Origin of the sequence: Picosynechococcus sp. PCC 7002 (genome assembly GCF_963860125.1) — a bacterium.
GTDB lineage: Bacteria > Cyanobacteriota > Cyanobacteriia > Cyanobacteriales > MRBY01 > MRBY01.
In genome coordinates this window covers 156,672-179,246 of record NZ_CAWLFA010000001.1, presented here as the reverse complement: position 1 = coordinate 179,246, position 22,575 = coordinate 156,672, and the positions used below count along the sequence as shown (strand labels likewise).

Sequence of the window (22,575 nt, the reverse complement as noted above, 5' to 3'; positions counted from 1 at the left end):
ACAATTTTGAGCTTTTAGGGTTGCAGAGCAAGCGATCGCCGCCCTGAATTTTCGAGAGTTTTCTGGCTAGACCGGACCATAAACTCCAAAAAGGCTTGGGCAATCACCGACAGTTGTTTCCCGGCGAGGTAGGCAACATACCAGTGGCGCTGGATCGGAAAATGCTCCACATCCAACACCGTTAATTCGCCGTGGGGAGGCTCTGTGATCAAAGTATGGCGGGACAAGACAGAAATCCCTAGGCCACCGGCGATCGCCTGTTTAATCGCCTCATTTGACCCCAGTTCCAGGCGCACCTGTACCGACACATCATGTTCTGCCAGGAGCTTTTCGACCGCAAGTCGTGTCCCCGACCCCATTTCCCGCGTCACAAAATCGGCCCCATCCAACACAGACAGAGGGAGATTTTTCTGGTGAGCCAGGGGATGATCGGCGCGGGCCACCACCACCAAGGGATTGTCCAAAAATGCTTGCGCATGGACATCAAGATCATCGGGCAAATTACTCAGGATGTAGAGATCATCTAGATTATCCGCCATCCGATCATGGAGCTGTTGGTGGTTGATCACCTGCAAAGACACATCGATATCTGGGTAATCTTGGCAAAATTCCCCCAGGATACGCGGCACAAAATATTTGGTTGTGGTGATTACCCCAAGGCGGAGTTGACCCCGTTTCGCTCCCTGCAGGGCGGCCAACTTCATCTCAAAGTTATCCAACCGTTCAAAGATTTCTTGGCAGGTTGCGAGGAGTTCCTCACCTGCTTCCGTGAGATATAGCTTTCTGCCAATATGTTCAAACAGTGGCATCCCGATGGTCTGGGTCAGTTGTTTCACTTGTCCAGAAACCGTCGGTTGGGTGATTGATAATTCCTCCGCTGCCTTGGTAAAACTGCCGTGGCGAGCCGTGGTTTCAAACACCTTCAGTTGGTGGAGAGTTGCAGGGATCAAGGGTTTACTCCTGAACTTGTGCTGTTATGCCTGAGTTTAGCAATACCATAGACTAGAGTCAATACAAGAAAATATCGTCATAGTTTCGGTTCTATATAAGAAAAATTTATAAAAATTCCCTTGGGCTTCCCGTCAAACTCTGATTTTTTCTGGCTTAGGGACGTTTTTGGCGAGTATGGTTCTCTGGACAAAAGTGTCACAATAGGGAAACAAGGCCCTTCACCCTATCGAGTCAAACCTATGGCGATCGCCACTGAATTCAAGTCCATTCCGCGTTTATCTACGGGAAAATTTCAGCAAAAATTACAATTGTTGTTGAATCCTGTGGGGTATTTGACCCGCTTAGCAAGCTCAGCCCCCGATCTCGCCTATATGCCAGCGGCAGGCTACGACCAGCCCTTGGTTTTGGCCTATCATCCTGAGGCGATACGGCAGTTGCTCAGTAATAGTAACCAGGCTTTTGCGGCCCCTGGGGAGTTAAACGGCATTATTGAACCCCTGGTGGGGCAACAGTCTTTGGTGAGTTTGAGTGGCGATCGCCATCGGCAAGAAAGAAAGCTGATCATGCCAGCCTTCCACGGGGCGCGGATGCACAACTATGGGGCGCTCATTACCCAAATTATTGAGGAGGAGTTGTCTCAGTTAAAGCCGGGCCAAGCTTTCCAGATGCAGGACATCACCCAAAAGATTACTCTGCGCACAATTATTGAGGTGGTCTTTGGGGTACAGGGGGGCGATCGCTACGCGCCGATTATGGCGATGACCCGCAAGATTTTGAATCGGTTTACCTCGCCCATCGCCAATAGTTTTCTCTTTTTTACGTCGTTGCAAAAGGATTTGGGAGCCTGGAGTCCCTGGGGCAGTTTTATCCGCGATCGCCAAGCCCTAGATGAGTTGATCTACGCCGAATTGCAGGAACGCCGCGCCCATCCCGACCCGGAGCGGACTGACATTTTGTCTCTGCTGATGGCGGCCACTGACGAAGCGGGCAACACCATGGACGATCAACAGTTACGCGATGAGTTGATGTTGCTGTTGTTTGCGGGCCACGAAACGACGGCGATCGCCATGGCCTGGGGCACCTATTGGCTCCATACCCACCCGGAAGTGATGGCAAAAGTCCGCGCCGAAATCACAGCCTTGGGCGAAAATCCTGACCCGATGGACATTTACCGCTTGCCCTACCTCGCAGCCGTTTGCAATGAAACCCTACGGATTAATCCCGTGGCGATGTTCACTTTTGCTCGTCAAGCTGTTGCCACCACCCAGTTGCTCGATTATTCCATTGAGGGGGGCACGGTGTTGATGGGGTCAATTTATCTGCTCCACCAACGCCCGGATCTCTACCCCAACCCCAGAGAATTTCGCCCTGAACGGTTCCTAGAACGGCAGTTTACGCCCTACGAATTTATGCCCTTTGGGGGCGGTGTGCGTCGTTGTGCCGGGGAAGCTCTAGCGATGGTGGAGTTGCGCCTGGGTCTGGCGGCGATCGCCACCCAAACAGACTTAACCTTATTGGATCAAGTGCCCGTCGCGGCCAAACGCAAGGGGTTAGTTTTGTCTCCTGCAACGGGGGTGAAAATGCGCTTTAACGGCAGCAAAACCTAGCCTGGACGTCTATTCAAACTGACAAACATTGGTGAGGGTTTCGACAAAGGTGGGATAGGAAATGGAGGCGGCTTCGGCCCGGTGGATGCGGGTTTCATCTTTGGCATTTAAAGCGGCGATCGCCAAACTCATGGCAATGCGATGGTCAGTGTAGCTATCCATTTCTGCTCCGTTTAAAGAGGCGCCCCCAATGATCTCTAGGCCGTCGGGATGCTCGATAATGTTCGCACCCATTTTCGTCAATTCTGCGGCCATCACCGCGAGGCGATCGCTTTCTTTGACCCGTAACTCCTCAGCATCTTTGATGATCGTTGTTCCTGCTGCGAAACAGGCCGCCACCGCCAGGATCGGAATTTCATCAATCAGCCGGGGAATAATCTCGCCGCCGATGGTGCAACCCTTGAGGGGAGAATATTGCACCCGCAGATCCGCCACCGGTTCCCCGGCCACTTCCCGCGCATTATCCAGGGTCATGTCCGCCCCCATCATCTGCATCGCTTCAATAATCCCGGTGCGGGTCGGATTAATCCCCACATTCTCAATCGTCAAATCAGAATCGGGCACAATCGCCGCCGCCACCATCCAAAAAGCCGCCGAACTAATATCCCCCGGCACCACCACTTTTTGGCCCCGCAACGTCGGGTGAGGGTCAATAGTGACGCTGTGGGTTTCGGGATCAATGGTGAGATTTGCGCCAAAGGCCCGGAGCATCCGTTCACTGTGATCCCGCGAAAGGGCAGGTTCGGTGACGGTGGTTTGCCCCTCTGCCAAGAGGCCCGCCAACAATACACAGGATTTTACCTGGGCTGACGCAATGGGGGAATGGTAATGAATTCCCTTTAACTGTTGTCCTTGAATCGCTAGGGGAGCGAGGGTATTGCCTTTTTTGCCCCAAATTTGTGCCCCCATTTCCTTCAGGGGATTGACAACCCGGGACATGGGGCGCGATCGCAAGGAACCATCTCCAGTCACGGCAAAAAAGCGATCCGGCGACGAAGCCAGCAGACCCATCATCAAGCGCATCGTGGTGCCGGAGTTGCCCGCATCAAGGACATTGTCCGGTTCTTGCAAATTACCAAGGCCGACCCCCTGCACCCGGACTTCCGTTTCATTTAATTCTGAAATATTGGCCCCCATCGCCGCGAAACAGGCCGCCGTACTGCGGGGATCTTCGCCCAATAGCAAGCCTTCGATGATCGTTTCGCCTTCGGCGATCGCCCCCAACATCAACGCCCGGTGGGAAATGGACTTATCCCCCGGAATCCGCACCTTTCCCTGCAAACTGAGGCCCGATGCAGGCGGCGTAATCACAAGTTGCTGGTGGGGAGAAACCGTTTCGAGGCGAATCATAATGTCGGGATGTTACAAATGGGCGATGTCATCTTAGCGGATTTCCAAATCCCTTGCCTATGGCCCGGGGCAGAATCGCTCAAATTCGTCTTTTTAACCAAGCACAAATACTTACCCTAGACGCAAAAATCACAGTTTCCTGACATAAAAAATCGCTAAAAGCCATTGAATTCGTTAAAAGTCAACATATCTTGACTTTTGGGATCACGAAACCCAGGATTCTCTGCTAAAACATGAAACAACAGGCGATCGCCAAAAAAACCGATGCAAGCGCCTACCCTGTATCAGTCCAAAATTCGTGCAACGGAGGAGCCCATCCCATGACCACCACAGTAGGCAATGGATTCGCAGACAACCCAGAAGATATGACCCTGAGGCAACTACGGAAGCTCGCCAGCAAACTTGGCATCAGCCGCTATAGTCGGATGCGCAAAGATCAACTCCTCGCTGAGGTGAAAAAACGCTCAAGCTACGACAATCCCAAAGCCTCAGTCACCCCCGACAAAACTGAATCCATCACCCCAGTCAATAGCCAAGAGGAGGAAACTCAAGTGGAAGCAGCAAAATTTGAAGTTGGTCAAGATGATCCTATCGAGCTCGATCTCGCCAGTGTCGATGAAGACCTCGGTGACCTCCCCGGCGGCTATGGTCAAAGTCGCATCGTTCTCTTACCCCGTGATCCCCAATGGGCCTACGCCTACTGGGATATCCCCAACGACCACAAGCAATACCTGCGGAACCAAGGGGGCCAGCAGATCGCCCTCCGCCTCTATGACGTAACGGACATCAACCTCGACTACCAGACCCCCCACAACGTCCAAGAATATTTGTGTGATGAAATGGCGCGGGAATGGTATTTCCCCGTCCCCGTTAGCGATCGCGATTACGTTGTCGAAATCGGTTACCGTTGCGCCGATGGCCGTTGGTTAAGCTTGGCCCGCTCCACCGCAATTCGCATTCCCCCCGTCTATCCCAGCGACTGGGTAGAAGACATCTTTGTGACCGTCCAGTGGGATGAAGAACTGAAAGGAAAAACCGTTTACAACCTGGTACCCCCAGCCAAGAAACAAGCAGAAGCTGCTGCCGCCGCTGCCGAAAGTACCTCTAGTCCCATCTACGACGAAATCTTTGGCGATCTCCAATCCCTCGAAGCCCAACGTATTGCTGGGTCTCTGTTTGGTTCGATGCAACATGTGGCTGGTTCAGTACCGCCCCAAGAATCCATCAGTTCCTATGTCTTCCCCTCTGGGGCAGGACTATGGGCAGCCCCCAACGTTTCTGGCCTCAATATGTCCGGCTTGAATATGTCCGGTGCTGGCTTTGCGTCGATGCCACCAGCGCGTCCCCGGAAATTCTGGCTCGTGGCTGATGCAGAGTTGATTGTTTACGGTGCGACGGAACCCGATGCCACTGTCACTATTGGTGGTCAACCGATCAAACTGAATCCAGACGGCACATTCCGCTTCCAGATGTCTTTCCAGGACGGCAATATCGATTATCCGATTGTGGCTGTGGCTGCCGATGGGGAACAAACCCGTTCGATTCACATGACCTTTGACCGGGCGACTCCTTCTCGGAATACCAACACCAAAGAACAGGCAATGGACGAGTGGTTTGTCTAGGCCACTGTTGCGGTAAATCTCAAAAACGAATGCTTTGATTTGATTAATTTATTTCTTGACCTCTCCATCTGGGGAGGTTTTTTGTTCTGAAGTTTATCTGTCGAAAGGGTTAATCGCCATAAAAAAACCAGTTATTTAAGCAAAATAACTGGTCTATGGGGGAATGGGTTGCAACTGATTTTGAGGCAATCAGTCGTTTACCATTTGTTGTTTTCTGCTTGGTCAGCGATGTAAGCGGCAACGTTAGCAATGTCAGCATCGCTTAGACGACCACCGAAAGCAGGCATTGCCCCTTGTCCGTTGGTTACTTGGTAGGCAACCGCTTCTTCGAGGGACTTGCTGCCATCTTTGTAGCCAGCGAGGTAAGTTTTTAGGGCATCAGCCTTTAGGGTTTTGGTGGGCATGACTGCGTTGTTACCACCAGCATGGCAAGCGGCACAGTTAGCGGCAAATACCTGGGCACCAGCAGCAGCATCAGCGGCAAATGCAGGAGTCCCGAAGGCAAAAACAGTAGCAAGTACGGTTAAAGCAATAGCAAGTAATTTTTTCAAAGGAGTTTTCCTCTCAATGCTCTCAACAGAAAAAGAATTTGGTTAAAAGTTTAATATAATCAACCAGACTATATTTTATCGATCTTGTCGTTTGGTTCAAACGCTTAGCCTGAAATTCCCTAAATTGTTTCAATTTGTCACGAAATTGCCCTATGCAGTCCGCATCTCCTTCCTCCGATGGTATGGCAGTGGTCAAGACCTGGGACCTTTGCAAAACTTACCGTACCGGCTTTTGGCTCAACAAAACCGGTGAATCCCTGAAAAGTTGTTCCCTCGAAGTCTTGGGAGGAGAAACCTTTGGGCTACTGGGGCCGAACGGAGCGGGGAAAACCACCCTTTTGAAAATTCTGTTGGGGATTATCCGACCGACGGCGGGAAATGCGACGTTGTTAGGGAAACCGTTTGGCGATCGCCAGACCCGACAGCGCATTGGCTATCTCCCGGAAAATGCTTATTTCTATGACTTTTTGACGGCCTGGGAATTTCTAGATTTTACGGCGGGTTTATTTCAGATTCCGCGCGGCAAGCGACAAAAGCGGATTAAATTACTGCTGGATACGGTGGGACTGGCCCAGGAAGTGGCGAAAAAGCGGCAACTCCGCAAATATTCCAAGGGGATGCTCCAGCGGGTAGGGATGGCCCAGGCGTTAATCAATGATCCTGATTTAGTCTTCCTCGATGAGCCGATGTCGGGCCTCGATCCCCTCGGACGCTACCAAGTGCGAGAAATTATTTTGTCCCTAAAGGCCCAGGGGAAAACGATTTTCTTTAATTCGCATATTTTGGCGGATGTGGAATTGATTTGCGATCGCCTGGCGATTTTGTCGAAAGGAGAAATTATTTGCCAAGGTACTTTAGATGAGCTTTTGGGGGCAGCAGATCGCTACCAAGTTGTCATCGAAGGGGGTACCGAGGCAGCGTTACGGTCTTGGGTGCCGGATTTAGCCCGCAAGGATCACCATTGGATCGGTCATTTGGAAGGGGATCCCCAAAAGTTTATCGCTTCCCTAAGCTTAATGAAGGCGCGATTATTAGATTTGAAATTGGCGCGGGTTTCCCTAGAGGATTTCTTTATTCGCCAAATTCGTGACCATGATCCCCAGGCGCACATCGAGGAAAATCTCAAGGCGATCGCCTAATTTTTTCTCTTTCAAAAAAGCATTAAAAAAGGGGCATTACCGATTAGTAACGCCCTCTCTCGCAAAATTTCAAAGGTGTTTATTTCGCGGGATCAAGTTTGGCGATCGCCGCTTCCATTTCTGAGGCAATTTTCGCTTCAAGGGCCGCAGAATCCGTTTCCATATAAACCCGCATCAACGGCTCTGTACCAGAAGGACGCAGGAGCACCCAACTGCCATGTTCGAGGTACAGTTTCACGCCATCTTTTAAGCCCACTTCTTTGACCGCTAAACCAGCCACGGTTTCCGGGGGCGTCGCCTTGTAGAAGTCCAAGACAGCCTTTTTGTGGGGTTCTTCGAGGTGTAAATCCAAACGCTTGTTAAAGAGGGGACCATTGGCATCTTCGAGGGCTTCTTTCACCAATTGGGAAAGGGGTTTGCCTTCGTAGGCGATCGCCTCGGCCACGAGCATATCCGCCAAAATGCCATCTTTTTCCGGGATATGACCGAGCACACTCAAACCACCGGATTCTTCACCGCCAATGAGGACAGCAGTTTCGCGCATTTTTTCGCCGATATACTTGAAGCCGACTGCTGTTTCAAAAATTTCTAAGCCATATTTTGCGGCCAAATTGTCGAGCAAATGGGTTGTGGCCACCGTGCGGACGATCGCCCCTTTTTGACCTTTGTTTTTCAGCAGGTGCCGCGCAAGCAAGAGCAGAATTGTGTTGGGCGTTAAAACATTTCCCAATTCATCCACAACCCCAAAGCGATCGCTGTCACCATCGGTCGCCAAGCCTAGATCCGCTTGATCCGCTTTTACCGCATCCACGAGGCCCACCAACTGAGAGCCTTTTGGTTCTGGCATCCCACCGCCAAACAAAACATCACGGCTGGTATTAAATGATTCCGTTTCACAGCCGCAGTGGGCGAGCACTTCATCTAAGTAACCGCGCGACGTGGAATACAGCGCATCGTATTTAACTTTCAGGCCCGCTGAACGAATCTTGTCCACATCCAGGAGGGTGTAGATAAATTTTAAATAGGCAGGTTTCGGGTCGAACCGAGAAATCTTGTCGCCATTTTTGCCCGTGGGCATCTCCGCCGAAGCACTGGCAATATTCGCCACAATCGTGTCGGTGATTTCTGGGGTCGCTGGCCCGGCGTAATCGGGAATATATTTGATCCCACAGTAGGGGGCCGGATTGTGGCTGGCCGTAAACATCAACGCGCCGGCAGAGTTAAGAAACTTCGCATTGTAGGCAATCACCGGGGTCGGGCAATCCCGCTCTACCACCTGCACCGTCCAACCGAGATCCGCGAGCACTTCCGCCGCAGTCTGGGCAAATTCGTCTGCAAAAAAACGGGTGTCATAGGCCACCAGCACCGGACGATCCTTCCCATAGGCCGTCTCTAGGTAGCTGGCGATCGCCCGGGTCACTTTACAAACATTAGCGAAGGTAAAATCATCGGCGATAATGCCACGCCAACCGTCAGTGCCAAACTTAATCGGGGGATTGCTTGCAATACTCATGTGAAGAAAAACAGGGCTTGTTAAAAATCCCCTTTATCTTATCCGCAAGGGGGAAACCACGAATGGCGATTTTCTTACAAAATTTCCCCGAAGACAGGCATTTTTCCAAAGCATTAGATATTATTAGGTCTATACTGGCTAGTCCCAGTAAAAAGTCATAGGCGAAAGACTGTCTTTTCTATCCTTCGGGCGGTGCAAATTTTGTCTAGATTGATGTACATATCGGACGATTTAACCCCAAACCCTTGATCAATGGAGTGATGAATAACCGTGGCAACAACCGAACCCCGTCAATCCCAACCCCTCGATGTCGCCCAACTCCAGCAGGAACTCCAACTGCGGGATCAACTGGTGCAGCAACTGTCCCAGGAGTTATTTCGTCTCGTCAAGGGCAATGATGACCCGGCCCCGGAGCTAGAAGCCCAGCACCAAGAAGAACTCCAGCGCCTCCGGGAGCAGTTCCAAGAGGTTGAACAGCAAGTCGTTTTTTATCAAGAGCGCTTGACCCAGAAAGATCAAGAAATTTCCCAATTGCGCCAATCTGTTAAAGAATTAGGCGATCGCAGTCGGCGGTTAGAACAGGTGGTTCAGGAACTACCGCAGATTTATCGGCAAAAATTTGCTGAGAGAATGGCAACAGTTCGCGATAAAGTAGAGAAGCTGCAAAGGGAGAATCGCCAACTCCACGCCGACTTACAAAGTGTGAGTTACCGCCTTGCAGTGAAAAATCGTCGTCATAGCCTGTCTGAGATTGAATTACCCACATTTAACCCCAAAGGTGGCAGCCCCATCCCGACGTTCAGCACCCTCTAAGGTCATCATCTTAGTCAATGCTGAATTAAAGCATTCTGGCAAATTTATCTCTGCTTCCCCCGTTACGGAGCGGATGATTAAGGCATTTAAAACGGCAATTGTGCAGCAGGCCGAGGGCACAGAAGTAGAAGTGCTCACACCGGCGATGGTTCGGCGCGGGGGCCAGTCCCAGGGTCGCGACGTCCTCGTTTGTCCCTTGACGATTGATTTACCAGAGCCTTTTTCTTTCACGCACCAAAAAGTATTTCAAGCCTGTCGCAAAATTGAAGAGCGGCGTCAGTGGGTGCAGAAACACACAACCCACCGGGTCTGTAACCACAATTATTTAGGTGATCACTGGCTACCAATTATCTACACGGCGAAGGGACCTTTGTACGGCGAAGTGATCGGTGAAGGGGTAATGCCCAACTCCTACCACCAACCCATCGACCTCCGGGATGAACAGCGTCAAAGTTTGTATTATCTGGGCTACCAACTCCTCGATTCCATTGGGGCTACGCCTGGGGTTTACCTGCTACAGTTTTCTTTCTCACCGGAAAAGCGGTTAATTTTTGATCGACTCTGGCCTTTCCCGGCTGCACCGGCGATCGCCTCTCTGCGCTGCCAACAACCAGACCTGTTTACCTGCCATTGGCATTGTCTGACGGGCCAAAGTATCCCCGATGTGATTATTCCCCATTACCTCGCATCCTAAAGTTTCCCTGAAATTTCCCTGAAGATGTGAGCGATCGCTGACTTATCAGCCATATCAGTAAATAACTGTCAAAAAATTAAACGAATCATCTCAGAGGCTGTGGCGATCGCCGTTTCCTGATTAACAATAGGCCCAATGGCCCCAGGTCATAAATGCTTTAGGACAACGGTAAACAGCATCAGTTATGGGAAACGTAAAAAAAATTGGTGTACTCACCAGTGGCGGCGACTGCTCCGGCTTGAATGCAGCGATTCGGGCTGTAACTCGCTGTGCCCGACATCAATACGGTTGGGAAGTGATTGGTATCTGTCGAGCGACCCTCGGCCTGCTCCAGGAGCCACCAGAAACCATTGTCCTCACCGAAGATCAAGTCGATACTTGGTTAACGATGGGGGGCACCATGTTAGGGACGACCAATAAAGGTAATCCCTTTGCTTTTCCCATGGAAGACGGTTCCCTAAAGGATCGATCTCAAGAAATTGGCGAAGCCTATCACCGCTTGGGGCTGGATGCACTGGTCGGGATTGGTGGCGATGGTAGCTTGGCGATTCTCCAGAAATTAGCCCACCTGGGGGGCATGAACCTCGTGGGCATCCCCAAAACCATTGACAATGATGTGGGCATTACGGAACGTTCCATTGGGTTTGAAACAGCGGTCAATATTGCCACAGAAGCTTTAGATCGACTGCATTTTACGGCGGCCAGTCACAACCGAGTGATGATTGTGGAAGTCATGGGGCGCGATGCTGGCCACATCGCCTTAAATGCGGGTATTGCTGGCGGTGCCCATGTGATCTTGATCCCAGAGATTGCCTACGACTTACAGACGGTGTGTGAGTTTATTTGCGATCGCCAAAATTCCGGTAATGGTCATACCCTTGTCGTTGTTTCAGAGGCGGTCTGTACCACCTCTGGGGAAACCCTCAAACATGAATTGCAATTTGGGGAATGTCGCCTGGGGGGCATCGGTCAATACATGGGCGATGAGGTGGCCAAAAAGACTGGCGCAGAAACGCGGGTAACGGTATTGGGCCACATCCAACGGGGGGGCATCGCCTCACCCCTAGACCGTTTGTTGGCCTCGGCCTTTGGGGTGGCGGCGGTGGATTTGATTGCCCAGGGCAAATTTGATCACATGGTGACTTGGCAAAATGGCCAGGTGTCTAGTGCGCCCATTAGTGAGGCCATTGAGATCAATCGGGTCGTTGATCCGGAGGGAACTTTGGTGAAAACCGCGCGGGGCTTAGGGATTTGTCTTGGCGATCGCCCAGGTGAAATTTAGGCCACATTTAAGCCGCCCAGAACTCTAGGGAGAAGCTGGCTCCAGCAAAGGCTGCAGATCGAGGGGAACCTGGTTTGCGGTTTCTAATTGCATCCCCTCTCCCCATCGGCGTAGGGGCAGGGTCAGATCCGCAAAAAACTGCGTTGGGTCTGTCTCTGGCTTCAAAATTAGGAGCGTCGTACAAGGGCCGCCTTTCGTTTGAGTCAGAGCACAAATTGCTTCCCGTTCTGGGGTGGCTGGGTTGGGCTGATAGGTGAGGGCGCGGAGTTGCTGTGGCACTAGGGAATCTAGGCGCTGGGCGACCTGCTCACAACGACTTTTGGGGGACACATCCCCTTCCATGCCCGGCACCATTTGCAGCCAAGGTTGCGGTTGCCCTTGGCCCTGATGAAAGACCGTCCACATCAAGTCTCCTGTTTGGGGTTCTATGACGGGCTGACAGGTAAACTGCCGGGGTTTAAGAATATTGCGCCCCAGGGCATTGCTGACCCCCACCGTCAGGCCCACCGTGAGAAAGGCGATCGCCACTACGCCGCCCAACAATAGTTGATAAGGCTCTAACATCATCAACTTCGCCATTGTATTTCCCTAATACTTCACCATGATTATCTGTCGGGGATGACCCCAAAAAAGTTTCCCGATTAGACCCTAAATTTCCAGAATTTTGCCTATTTCGTCTGATTAATAAGGTAATTGGGAATAGGCAGCCTGGGAAATAGTCGGCAACTCCGCATATTTGCCGAGGATCGATTGCACCATTGCATAGAGACAAGCCACTAAAGTACCGAGAAAGGCAACATTTGAAAGGGTTTCAACGAGAAGACTGCCGCCCCCAAAGCCAAAAAAGCGAATTAAAATCCCGAACAACACCAGGGCAATGTCAATCAAAATCGCCTGGAGGGTATTGAAGCGAATGAAGTGGCTAATTTTGCTGTTGCGTACCACCGCAGCATAGAGAATGAAGAAAATAATCAGCCCTGCAAAGGGAAATGAATAAAGGCGGATTAGGGGTTGTAAAGGCACATAGATTACCGCCAGGATCGGAAAGCGCATTAAAAACGGCAGACCGAAGGGCAAAGCGTAGACGAGGGGTAATAGGTAAGGTAAGGCCCCAAATAAACGATCTGTGGGTTCAGTGGTAGTGGACATAAAACTTTTTCTGCAATGGACTAGCTCCTATTCTACAGAGAAGTCTTGAAGAAGTTCTGTGGCGATCGCCAGGGCCAAACAATGGGAAAAATTAAACGAAATTCAGGAATTTTGCGGCGATTTCCCCTGCATCCTGACAAAAGGCAGTAGAATTGTAAACATTTGTTAATCTCTTTTTGAAACTGAATGCAAAGTACAGTCCGCTCCCCAGGGAGTCGCGAGTCTCTACGGCAAGATCTGCCCTTCACCCTCAAGGATGTGAAAGCAGCCATCCCAGACTACTGTTTTCAGCCTTCTGTCTTCCGTTCCCTCGCCTATTTTTTTCTTGATATTGGGATCATCGCTGGCCTCTATGCGATCGCCGCGTACCTAGATTCTTGGTTTTTCTATCCCATTTTCTGGTTTGCCCAGGGCACGATGTTCTGGGCTTTGTTCGTGGTGGGTCATGACTGCGGCCATGGATCTTTTTCCCGCTCTAAATTTCTGAATGACCTCATCGGACACCTCAGCCACACGCCGATTTTGGTGCCTTTCCATGGTTGGCGCATTTCCCACCGCACCCACCATTCCAATACGGGAAATATTGATACCGATGAGAGTTGGTACCCCATCCCTGAGTCGAAATATGACCAGATGGGCTTTGCCGAAAAGTTAGTCCGGTTCTATGCACCTCTGATTGCTTATCCAATTTATTTGTTTAAGCGATCGCCGGGTCGGGGGCCGGGGTCTCACTTTTCGCCGAAAAGTCCCCTGTTTAAGCCTGCTGAGCGAAACGATATCATCCTCAGCACCGCCGCGATTATCGCCATGGTTGGTTTCCTCGGTTGGTTTACGGTACAGTTTGGCCTCCTGGCTTTTGTGAAATTCTACTTTGTACCCTACGTTATCTTTGTTATTTGGCTTGATTTAGTCACCTATCTGCACCATACGGAAGCGGATATTCCTTGGTATCGGGGGGATGACTGGTATTACCTCAAGGGCGCCCTCTCTACCATTGACCGGGATTATGGCATTTTCAACGAAATTCACCATAATATTGGCACCCATGTCGCCCACCACATTTTCCATACTATTCCCCACTACCATCTCAAGGATGCCACCGAAGCGATTAAGCCCCTCCTCGGTGATTATTACCGTGTGAGCCATGCTCCCATTTGGCGGAGTTTCTTTAGATCCCAAAAGGCTTGTCACTACATCGCCGATCAGGGTTCTCACTTGTATTACCAGCCGAAAAAATAAGCTCCAAAAGCGTGACTAGATAGCGCTGTAAACCCTAATTTTCCTCGGAGAATTGGGGTTTTTCTTTGGTTGGTGATGATGATTTTTAGAGAGATCGCCTATGATCGAGACCGTTGAATTTATGGCAGCAACATGAAACGGGTTCGGGTCAAGTACAGTTCACCAGTCTTTTGGCTGGGTCTTGGTTTAACCGGCATTTTGGGCATTGGGGCGATCGCCAACCGCAATGCTTTACTTCCCTTGTTTCCAGGCAGTGGTCAGGTGGAATCTCCAGCAGCGGTAGATTCTGAAGTGTTAGCCCTGGTGGATCTCGCCCCGGCAGAGCGGCGCGATCGCCTCGAAGTGATCGCCAACAGCAGCAACAATGACCTCGACCGAAACCGCGCCCGTTACCTGTTGGGGATGGACTACTTGGTTGCGGAAGATGGGGCAGCGGCCCTAGCCGCCTTCGAGAACCTAGAACAGGACTATCCGGTGTTAACGCCTCATATTTTGATTAAACGGGGCCGCGCCTACGAATTGGTCAATAATCCCGAACAGGCCCAGGTGATTTGGTTTGATGTGGTGCAAAATTATCCAGAGGATGCTGCCGCTGCCGAAGCGCTGTTTCGCCTCAGTGCCTACGACCCGAAATATGCCGACCAGGCGATCGCCGAATATCCCGCCCATCCGCGCACCCAAAGCTTGATCCAACAACGCCTTGCAGAAAATCCCCAGCAACGGGATCTGTTGGAGCTACGCCTCAAATATGATGCCGATGCCCCGGACATCGCCCAGGTACGCCAAAGCCTCATGGAGAATTTCGCTGACCAACTGTCTCCTGAAATCTGGCAGGCGATCGCCGATAGCTTTTGGGATCAATGGCAATATGCCGACGCCGCTCAAGCCTATCCCAATGCACCCCGCACCCCACAAAATCTCTATCGCCTGGCCCGTAGTTTACAGGTGAGCGATCAACCTGACCAGGCGCGCCCAGCTTACCAAACATTGATCCAAACCTTCCCCGATGCCCCGGAAACGGGCCTTGGCTTACGTCGCCTCGCGAGTTTAGTCAACGACACTGAAGCCCTTACTTATCTAGACCAAGCCGCCCAAAAATTTCCCGAAGAAGCCCCCAGCGCCCTTTTTGCCAAGGCCGATCTTCTAGAAAAACTTGGCAGCAATCGTTCCGCCAGCCAGACCCGTGAACAAGCCCTCAACACCCACAAAGACCAGAGTGCAACGACAGAATACCGCTGGCAACAAGCTGAACGCTATGCCCAGGAAGGAAACTACACCCAAGCCATTGAATGGGCCAAGGCGATCGCCACCCTCACCCCTGACCATACCCTTGCCGCCGAATCAATCTTTTGGACGGGAAAATGGCACCAACAACTCGGTGAAACCCAAGCGGCAAAACAAGCCTTTCAGCAGACCCTCAAGGATTATCCCGAATCCTATTACGCTTGGCGATCGGCGGTGCAACTCGGTTGGGATGTGGGGGATTTTGACTCCATACGCAGCCTCCAACCGGAATTAATGATCCCAGAAACTCGCCCTGTGCCCCCGGCGGGTTCAGAAACATTTCAGGAGCTTTATCGCCTTGGCCAGGATTTTGACGCCTGGAATACCCTCCAGCTAGAGCTTGCCAGCAAAGCAAAACTCACTGTCCCCGAAGCCTTTACCCAAGGTCTGTTAAAACTGGCCCAAGGCCGCTACCTCCAGGGGATCAACAGCATTTGGGGCCTCAGTCAACGGGATGAGCCGGGCGATCGCCAAGCTTGGCTAGCACTCCGAGACAACGAAACCTATTGGCACGCCCTTTTCCCCTTCCCCTACTCCGAGCCGATTCAGCGCTGGGCCGCCGAAAATGACCTGAATCCTCTGCTGGTCGTTTCTTTGATGCGCCAAGAATCCCGCTTTGAAAGAAATATTGAATCCCCCGTCGGAGCAAAGGGATTGATGCAGGTGATGCCCAGCACCGCCGAATGGATCGCCCAACAGACAACCGGGAATACCTACGCCCTCGATGAACCAGAGGACAACATTAAGCTCGGCACTTGGTATCTGCGCTACACCCACCAGGAATATGACGACAATTCTATGTTGGCGATCGCCAGTTACAATGCTGGCCCCGGCAACGTTGCCCAATGGCTACAACGTTACGGCCTCGATGACCCCGATACCTTTATTGAACAAATTCCGTTTAACGAGACAAAAAATTACGTCGAATCCGTCTTTGCAAACTACTGGAACTACGAACGCCTTTACAATCCTGAGCTTAGTCGCAAGCTCCAAGCTCTCTAAACCCCTATTTTGTCGCTTCGAACAGCCCAAAACTGAAACAAATGTAAAAAATACCTGAGAATACTTTACAAAACTTTATTTTGCTGTTAGTATATACACATACATAAAAAACCTGTTCTAAAGCAATTTAGAACGCACCTTGATAATTTCATAGCAATCATAAACACATGACTACTACACTACAACAGCGCGGCAGCGCCTCCTTGTGGGAGAAGTTCTGTCAGTGGATCACCAGCACCGAGAACCGCATCTATGTCGGTTGGTTCGGCGTCCTGATGATCCCCACCCTTCTCACTGCCACCACCTGCTTCATCATTGCGTTCATCGCTGCTCCTCCCGTTGACATCGACGGTATCCGTGAGCCTGTAGCAGGTTCTCTTCTCTATGGAAACAACATCATCTCTGGTGCAGTTGTTCCTTCTTCTAACGCAATTGGTCTCCACTTCTACCCCATCTGGGAAGCAGCTTCCCTCGATGAGTGGTTGTACAACGGTGGCCCTTACCAGTTGGTAATTTTCCACTTCCTCATTGGCGTATTCTGCTACATGGGTCGTGAGTGGGAACTATCTTACCGCCTCGGTATGCGTCCCTGGATCTGTGTTGCATTCTCTGCTCCCGTAGCAGCAGCAACTGCAGTATTCCTCATCTACCCCATCGGTCAAGGTTCCTTCTCTGATGGTATGCCTTTGGGTATCTCTGGTACGTTCAACTTCATGATCGTATTCCAGGCAGAGCACAACATCCTGATGCACCCCTTCCACATGCTCGGTGTGGCTGGTGTATTCGGCGGTTCTTTGTTCTCCGCAATGCACGGTTCTCTCGTAACCTCTTCTTTGGTACGTGAGACCACTGAAACCGAATCTCAGAACTACGGTTACAAGTTCGGTCAAGAGGAAGAAACTTACAACATCGTTGCAGCCCACGGCTACTTCGGTCGTTTGATCTTCCAATATGCATCTTTCAACAACAGCCGTTCCTTGCACTTCTTCTTGGGTGCATGGCCTGTAGTCGGTATCTGGTTCACTGCTCTTGGTGTATCTACCATGGCATTCAACCTGAACGGTTTCAACTTCAACCAGTCCATCCTTGACTCTCAAGGTCGTGTAATCAACACCTGGGCGGACATTCTGAACCGTGCGAACCTCGGTTTTGAAGTAATGCACGAGCGTAACGCTCACAACTTCCCCTTAGACTTAGCAGCTGGCGAGCAAGCACCTGTAGCTCTGCAAGCACCTGCAATCAACGGTTAATAACTGTTTGAGTCTTCGGGCTTAGTTGAGAAAAGATGATTGCTTTGACAGTAAAACTGAATAAGTAATGATTGGCGAAGGCCCCTACCAGAGATGGTGGGGGCTTCTGCTTGCTTGCTTTTTTTTGGGAAAATTTCGGATTGTTAGTATCGCAATCGCAGTTGAAAAAATATATTTTTGGTCAATCATTAACAACTACTTTGATTTTTTAGCCATTCGTAATCTTGATCTTGGCTTTTTTGATTTTTCTTGGGTGAAATTAATACTTGATAGCCTGATGTTTTTTTACATTTTTGATAATAAAGGCGCATCAAATTGATATGGGGCACCCGGCATTCTGTCCATTTGTTGTCAGTGGCGCGGACTTTTTTGGCGGCGTAGGCTTGGCCTTCAAGAATATCTTTCAGGGCTTTGATGAGGGCGACGAGGTTTTCGGGCTGGTCTACTAATACATTTAGAGAGTCCCGCAGAAGGGTGATTTCTGGTAGTAGAGTACCCACAAGGGTTTGTATTTGTTCTGCGTTGAGGCGATCGCCTTGGGTCTTTTGTTGGGAAGCTGACTGCTGTTGGAGATTAAATAAATCAACTTTTTGTTGTTCTAAGTCAACTGCATATTCTTGTAATTGGGCTTTCAGTTGGCTGATTTCTGCTTCTTTGTGGTGCAGGACATCCTGTTGGGATTGTTCTAAAGATTCAAGAATTTCGTCAATGTCGCGGTTATTTTCACGGAGTTTCTTTTGGCTAGCGAGGCTTAATTCTTTTTCCCGTTGTAGCTTTTGCTCGAGACGTTCTTTAATTTGAGTTTGGCTGGCAATACGTTGTTCAAGATCGGCGATCGCCTGTTGAAAGTCCTGGGCTTGATTCGCCATTTCTAAACTGTAGTTTTCCGCCTGGAGCTGGAGCTGGGATTCGTAGGCTTCCTGTTGGGTGGCAAAGTTTTTTTTGAGCTTTAAAATTTCCTGCTTTTGGACGGTGCGCATCGTAAAAAACAGGCCAATTCCCCCTAACCCTAAGCCCCAAAAAAAAGAAAAGTCCATAGCCGCAAATGTTGCCTACCGTAGTTACCTTTCTTCCAATTTAGCGTAAGGCACTTTGGATTTAAGTGCCCGTAGAGCCGAACCCGCCCGTACCTCGGCTTGTGTCGCTGACTTTGTCAACCACCGTAATATCCAAATGCATCACGGGAACCATCACCATTTGGGCAATGCGCATCCCGGCTTTGACCTCAAAAACTGTATCGCTATGGTTGATTAAAATCACGCCGATTTCGCCGCGATAGTTGGCGTCGATGGTGCCAGGGCTATTGAGAACGGTGACGCTTTGTTTGAGGGCCAAACCACTGCGGGGACGAATTTGAAGTTCGGTGCCAATGGGAATTTCCGCCGCGAGGCCCGTTTTGATCAAGGCGGTTTTGTGGGGGGCGATCGCCACGGGTTCAATGGCATGGAGATCAACGCCAGAATCTCCTTCATGTTGGTATTTGGGAATAATCGCGTTGGGGTGGAGTTTGAGGAGACGGAGGTGCATAGAAAGCTAGACGGTGGTGGTTTGTAGACGATGTTTAAGGGTTTGAGGATCGCCTTGGTCAACGACTCGGCCATTTTCCAAGAGGAAGGCCCCATCACAAAAGTCTAATTCATCGAGGCGATGGGTCACCCAGAGGGCCGTCATCCCCCGACTTTTAACCAGATGTTGCACTTGTTTGACGAGATCGAGTTGGGTATCACCATCCAAGAGGGCCGTGGGTTCATCGAGGAGCAGCACTTCACAATGTCTGGCGATCGCCCCGGCAATGGCGACCCGTTGTTTTTGGCCACCACTGAGGGCATAGATCGGCCGACGGGCCAAATTACCTAAACCCACTGCTCCCAAGGCTTCGGCCACCCGCTGTTGGATGGTGGGGGTTGGTAAGCGTTCAGAAACCAGGCCAAAGGCGACATCTGCGCCCACGGTAGGCATGACCAACTGGTGATCTGGGTTTTGAAAGACAAAGCCGACGGGTTGGATCAATTCAACGGTACCCGAATCGGCCGTTAGGAGTCCCGCCAGAATCCGTAACAGAGTCGATTTGCCACTGCCATTGGTGCCCAAGAGCATCCAAAATTCTCCCTGGGGGACGGCTAGATTGCAGTGACTGAGGATTTTTTTGTCCGGTTGCCAACTGAAATTTAGGTTTTCGACGGCAATGGCAGAACTAGACATGGCTTTGGGAGTGGTCACTGGGGGCCATAATCACAACGACACAGTAAACGTAACAAAAAAGAGGGCAGCGATCGCCCCCCGTGGATTGAGGCCAGAGACCTTTGTTATTCTGCTGCTTGGGTGGCAAAAAAGCCTGGTACCCGTCCGCCAGCGGCTGCACCACTTTTCTTGTTGAGGACAACGGCACTAATTTGATCACTGAGGAGGGCGATTTTTTTATCCTCATCCTTTTCGCAGGTGAGTTCGAGGAGGGTGGCGTAGTCGCCTTTCATCGCCTCAAGGACAGATTGATAGAGTGCTTGGGCCGCATCAGCTTCTTTACGTTGGACAGAAACGGGGATCGGGCTATATTTGAGGGTCAAATCCAAACTATACATGCAGGTTTACGGGTTATTTTTCCTAGTTATTTATCTTAAACGGTTTGGGGGGTCACGGTTGGGATGCTTCGGCGATCGCCTTGATCCGTCGCAGTTGGGCCTGCATATCTTTCTTTGTCCAGCGGGCGGCAAAGGTTTTAAAGCCCCAACGCACCAAAGGATTGGGAATTTCAAACTGAAAGCGGTTTACCAACTGGGTTCCTGTGGCATTGGGGATGCATTCCCAACGGTCTCGCCCCCGGAAAAAGCCCGTGAATTGCCAGACAATTAACCCCGGTTCCCGTTCTACGACGCGATTATTCAACACCAGGTTAACCAAGGGAATTTTTAACCAAAAGCGACTTTGACTTTCGAGGGCTGTGCTCCAGCGATCGCCGAGGGGTTCACACCGCAGCAGGGGATTTAACCAGCGGTGCATGGTTTCTAGATCCGTAAAACACTGCTCAACACAGGTGGCACTGGCCCGCACTTGAATTGATTGCTCAAAAATTTCCATCAAAATTCTATCTAAAGGTGGATTTTCCCAAAGTTATGAAAAGAAATATAGCGAATTTATCCTTTTTGCGGGTGAAAAATCCGGAGGATCTTTGTAGGGTGGAAGAGGCAACGTCTTGCCGTAAATTAGCGCAAAAACGCCCATTATGGCCGTGATTAGCGATGTAGTTATTTGATTTTAATTCTGAAACAATGTCACCTTTAATCAATACCTTGGGGCCTCCTGTGGGTGACCCCTATGCTGTTTTAGCACTCCAATTACCGGAGTCTCTACAAACCCTCGTCGGGGAAGATGTCGCCAATATCATTAAGGCGATCGCCATCTTAATCATCGGTTGGATCGTTGCCCTGGTGGTGAAAGCCATCGTCAAAGGGTTGCTGAATAAAACCGATGTCGATAATAAAATTGCTGCTTGGATCACCGGTCACGACGGCAAAAGTGATCTGCCCATTGAAGTTTGGGCGGCGAATATCGTTTATTGGTTCGTCATTCTCTTTACGGTGGTGGCTGTTTTAGAAACCCTCCAGCTTGACGGGGTTTACACACCACTGAATGAACTGCTTAGTCAAGTCACAAACTTCTTGCCCCAACTGTTTGCGGCGGGTTTGTGGTTAGGGGTTGCTTGGTTGGTGGCCACCATTGCCAAATTAATTGTGGTCAAAGGCCTAAATACCTTTCGCCTAGATGAGCGCCTTAATCCGGCGGACACTAGCGCTGAGACCGAGGCGACAGAAGCAGAAACGGCACCGCAATCCCAGACCACGAATATCAGTGAAACCATCGGCAATGCGCTGTATTGGTTTATTTTCTTCTTTTTCCTTACGCCGATCCTCGAAACCCTGGGCCTAGAAAACACCCTCGCGCCCCTACGGGATGTCGTGGATGAAGTATTGCTAATCCTGCCGGATCTCTTTGCGGCGGCCCTGATTGGGGTTGTGGGTTGGTTCATTGCCCAGGTGGTGCGCCGTTTGGTGACCAACCTCCTGAAGGCAACGGGCGTAGATCAAATTGGTGAAAAATTTGGTCTGTCTAGTAGTGCTGGGCGACAGTCTCTGTCTTGGGTGCTCGGTACCATTGCTTATATTTTGATCTTGATCCCTGTGGCGATTTCTGCCCTAGAGGTGGCCCAGATTGAGGCGATTTCGCTCCCGGCGATCGCCATGTTGGATCAAGTGTTGATGCTCTTGCCCAAGATTCTCGCCGCTGCGATTATTCTCACCTTTGCCTATGTGGTGGGTGAATATGTGTCTGAGTTTGTGAGCAATGTGCTGACGGGTTTTGGCTTTGATAATGTCTTAACTTGGCTCGGCCTAGACGGGATGGTTAGTGCGGCCCCTAGGGAAGGCGAGGGCGAAACCGCAAAACCCGGTAAAACCCCTTCCCAGGTGATGGGGACGATTTCCCTGGTGGTCATTATGTTGGTGGCGGCGCTGACTGCCGTTGATGTGCTACAAATTGAAGCTCTCACCAGCGTTGTGGGGGTCATTTTAGCGATCGCCGGACAGGTGTTAGTCGCCCTTTTGATCTTTGCGTTGGGTCTGTATTTCTCCAACATTTCCTACAAAGCCCTGGCTGCCTCTGGTTCTAGGCAATCGAAGATCCTCGGTCAAGCAGCACGGGTCATTATCCTGGTGCTCGTTGGGGCGATGGCCCTGGAACAAATGGGCATTGCGACCAATATTGTCAATCTGGCCTTTGGACTGCTGGTCGGTGGAATCGCCGTGGCGATCGCCATTGCCTTTGGTCTCGGTGGTAAAGATATCGCCGCAGAACAGGTCAGAAATTGGCTTGATTCGATGAAAAACGACTAAATGCTCTTAAAAACGTAATTACTCTAGACATGGTTGCGGCCATGTCTTTTTTTCGGTTACTTTGGCAGAACTTTACAGCCCACTAACGGAACCTTAACGCGCCGATTAAACAACTGTGCCACGCTTCCCATAGAAACTGCATTTCGTCATTGTGGCGATCGCCTTGCCTGTGCCGTCATCCTTTTGGGAAGTCCTGTGAACAGTCAGCCAAATCTTCCAGTCCCAAAGCCTTCTGCCCGATCA

Annotated in this window: 21 protein-coding genes; 10 read left to right on the top strand and 11 right to left on the bottom strand. The window is 50.7% G+C overall.

Going from position 1 to position 22,575, the window contains the following annotated elements; translation table 11 throughout:
* Nucleotides 1-14: 14 nt before the first annotated feature.
* Nucleotides 15-950: a LysR family transcriptional regulator gene (locus AACQ84_RS00860; RefSeq protein ID WP_012305809.1), complete on the bottom strand. Its 936-nt coding sequence runs from the start codon at nt 948-950 to the stop codon at nt 15-17.
* Nucleotides 951-1,190: 240 nt separating this feature from the next.
* On the opposite strand from AACQ84_RS00860, the gene AACQ84_RS00855 reads away from it, so the two are divergent.
* Complete coding sequence (locus tag AACQ84_RS00855) at nt 1,191-2,558, top strand: cytochrome P450 (protein ID WP_012305808.1); 1,368 nt, start codon at nt 1,191-1,193, stop codon at nt 2,556-2,558.
* Nucleotides 2,559-2,567: 9 nt separating this feature from the next.
* Here AACQ84_RS00855 and aroA read toward each other — a convergent pair whose 3' ends face one another.
* Entirely contained in the window at nt 2,568-3,908 is a 1,341-nt protein-coding gene (gene aroA, locus AACQ84_RS00850; protein ID WP_012305807.1) for a 3-phosphoshikimate 1-carboxyvinyltransferase, read from the bottom strand.
* Nucleotides 3,909-4,228: 320 nt separating this feature from the next.
* Between aroA and AACQ84_RS00845 the strand changes: the two genes are divergently transcribed.
* The gene (locus AACQ84_RS00845; protein WP_012305806.1) at nt 4,229-5,530 is read left to right on the top strand and encodes a DUF4912 domain-containing protein; all 1,302 of its coding nucleotides are present in this window, start codon (nt 4,229-4,231) and stop codon (nt 5,528-5,530) included.
* Nucleotides 5,531-5,727: 197 nt separating this feature from the next.
* Here AACQ84_RS00845 and AACQ84_RS00840 read toward each other — a convergent pair whose 3' ends face one another.
* Nucleotides 5,728-6,081 carry a c-type cytochrome gene (locus AACQ84_RS00840; protein WP_012305805.1) on the bottom strand — a complete coding sequence of 118 codons (354 nt, stop codon included), beginning with the start codon at nt 6,079-6,081 and terminating at the stop codon, nt 5,728-5,730.
* A gap of 152 nt (nt 6,082-6,233) precedes the next feature.
* On the opposite strand from AACQ84_RS00840, the gene AACQ84_RS00835 reads away from it, so the two are divergent.
* Nucleotides 6,234-7,220: an ABC transporter ATP-binding protein gene (locus AACQ84_RS00835; RefSeq protein ID WP_012305804.1), complete on the top strand. Its 987-nt coding sequence runs from the start codon at nt 6,234-6,236 to the stop codon at nt 7,218-7,220.
* Nucleotides 7,221-7,299: 79 nt separating this feature from the next.
* Here the strand turns inward: AACQ84_RS00835 and AACQ84_RS00830 are convergent, their stop codons facing one another.
* Complete coding sequence (locus tag AACQ84_RS00830) at nt 7,300-8,733, bottom strand: phosphoglucomutase/phosphomannomutase family protein (RefSeq protein ID WP_012305803.1); 1,434 nt, start codon at nt 8,731-8,733, stop codon at nt 7,300-7,302.
* A 270-nt stretch (nt 8,734-9,003) separates the two neighbouring features.
* Here AACQ84_RS00830 and AACQ84_RS00825 point away from each other — a divergent pair, with 270 nt between their 5' ends.
* From AACQ84_RS00825 to AACQ84_RS00815, 3 genes are all read left to right on the top strand, one after another.
* Complete coding sequence (locus tag AACQ84_RS00825; RefSeq protein WP_012305802.1) at nt 9,004-9,546, top strand: Npun_F5560 family protein; 543 nt, start codon at nt 9,004-9,006, stop codon at nt 9,544-9,546.
* Nucleotides 9,512-10,240 (top strand): hypothetical protein, encoded by a 729-nt coding sequence (locus AACQ84_RS00820; protein ID WP_012305801.1) that lies wholly within the window; start codon nt 9,512-9,514, stop codon nt 10,238-10,240. Before AACQ84_RS00825 ends, AACQ84_RS00820 begins: the two co-directional genes overlap by 35 nt.
* Before the next feature lie 184 nt (nt 10,241-10,424).
* Nucleotides 10,425-11,522 carry an ATP-dependent 6-phosphofructokinase gene (locus AACQ84_RS00815; protein ID WP_012305800.1) on the top strand — a complete coding sequence of 366 codons (1,098 nt, stop codon included), beginning with the start codon at nt 10,425-10,427 and terminating at the stop codon, nt 11,520-11,522.
* Nucleotides 11,523-11,546: 24 nt separating this feature from the next.
* Here AACQ84_RS00815 and AACQ84_RS00810 read toward each other — a convergent pair whose 3' ends face one another.
* Together AACQ84_RS00810 and AACQ84_RS00805 are read right to left on the bottom strand one after the other, a co-directional pair.
* Nucleotides 11,547-12,101, bottom strand: a complete 555-nt coding sequence (locus tag AACQ84_RS00810; protein ID WP_012305799.1) for a COP23 domain-containing protein — start codon at nt 12,099-12,101, stop codon at nt 11,547-11,549.
* Nucleotides 12,102-12,203: 102 nt separating this feature from the next.
* A complete protein-coding gene (locus tag AACQ84_RS00805) occupies nt 12,204-12,671 on the bottom strand; it encodes a Tic20 family protein (RefSeq protein ID WP_012305798.1) in 468 nt (155 codons plus the stop codon).
* A 186-nt stretch (nt 12,672-12,857) separates the two neighbouring features.
* Between AACQ84_RS00805 and AACQ84_RS00800 the strand changes: the two genes are divergently transcribed.
* The 3 genes from AACQ84_RS00800 (at nt 12,858) to psbA (ending at nt 17,446) form a co-directional block, all read left to right on the top strand.
* Entirely contained in the window at nt 12,858-13,910 is a 1,053-nt protein-coding gene (locus AACQ84_RS00800; protein ID WP_012305797.1) for a fatty acid desaturase, read from the top strand.
* A gap of 132 nt (nt 13,911-14,042) precedes the next feature.
* On the top strand, nt 14,043-16,196 hold the full coding sequence (locus AACQ84_RS00795; RefSeq protein WP_012305796.1) for a transglycosylase SLT domain-containing protein: 2,154 nt from the start codon (nt 14,043-14,045) through the stop codon (nt 16,194-16,196).
* Between the two features lie 167 nt (nt 16,197-16,363).
* Entirely contained in the window at nt 16,364-17,446 is a 1,083-nt protein-coding gene (psbA, locus tag AACQ84_RS00790; protein WP_012305795.1) for a photosystem II q(b) protein, read from the top strand.
* 188 nt (nt 17,447-17,634) lie between these two features.
* Here psbA and AACQ84_RS00785 read toward each other — a convergent pair whose 3' ends face one another.
* From AACQ84_RS00785 to AACQ84_RS00765, 5 genes are all read right to left on the bottom strand, one after another.
* Nucleotides 17,635-18,483 carry a hypothetical protein gene (locus AACQ84_RS00785; protein ID WP_012305794.1) on the bottom strand — a complete coding sequence of 283 codons (849 nt, stop codon included), beginning with the start codon at nt 18,481-18,483 and terminating at the stop codon, nt 17,635-17,637.
* Nucleotides 18,484-18,544: 61 nt separating this feature from the next.
* Nucleotides 18,545-18,973, bottom strand: coding sequence for a dUTP diphosphatase (gene dut, locus AACQ84_RS00780; protein WP_012305793.1), 429 nt, complete (start codon nt 18,971-18,973; stop codon nt 18,545-18,547).
* Between the two features lie 6 nt (nt 18,974-18,979).
* Nucleotides 18,980-19,648 carry an energy-coupling factor ABC transporter ATP-binding protein gene (locus AACQ84_RS00775; RefSeq protein ID WP_012305792.1) on the bottom strand — a complete coding sequence of 223 codons (669 nt, stop codon included), beginning with the start codon at nt 19,646-19,648 and terminating at the stop codon, nt 18,980-18,982.
* Between the two features lie 104 nt (nt 19,649-19,752).
* Nucleotides 19,753-20,025, bottom strand: a complete 273-nt coding sequence (locus tag AACQ84_RS00770) for a hypothetical protein (RefSeq protein WP_012305791.1) — start codon at nt 20,023-20,025, stop codon at nt 19,753-19,755.
* Nucleotides 20,026-20,077: 52 nt separating this feature from the next.
* Entirely contained in the window at nt 20,078-20,521 is a 444-nt protein-coding gene (locus tag AACQ84_RS00765) for an SRPBCC family protein (RefSeq protein WP_012305790.1), read from the bottom strand.
* A gap of 191 nt (nt 20,522-20,712) precedes the next feature.
* Between AACQ84_RS00765 and AACQ84_RS00760 the strand changes: the two genes are divergently transcribed.
* Complete coding sequence (locus tag AACQ84_RS00760; protein WP_041443304.1) at nt 20,713-22,332, top strand: mechanosensitive ion channel; 1,620 nt, start codon at nt 20,713-20,715, stop codon at nt 22,330-22,332.
* Nucleotides 22,333-22,575 lie beyond the last annotated feature (243 nt).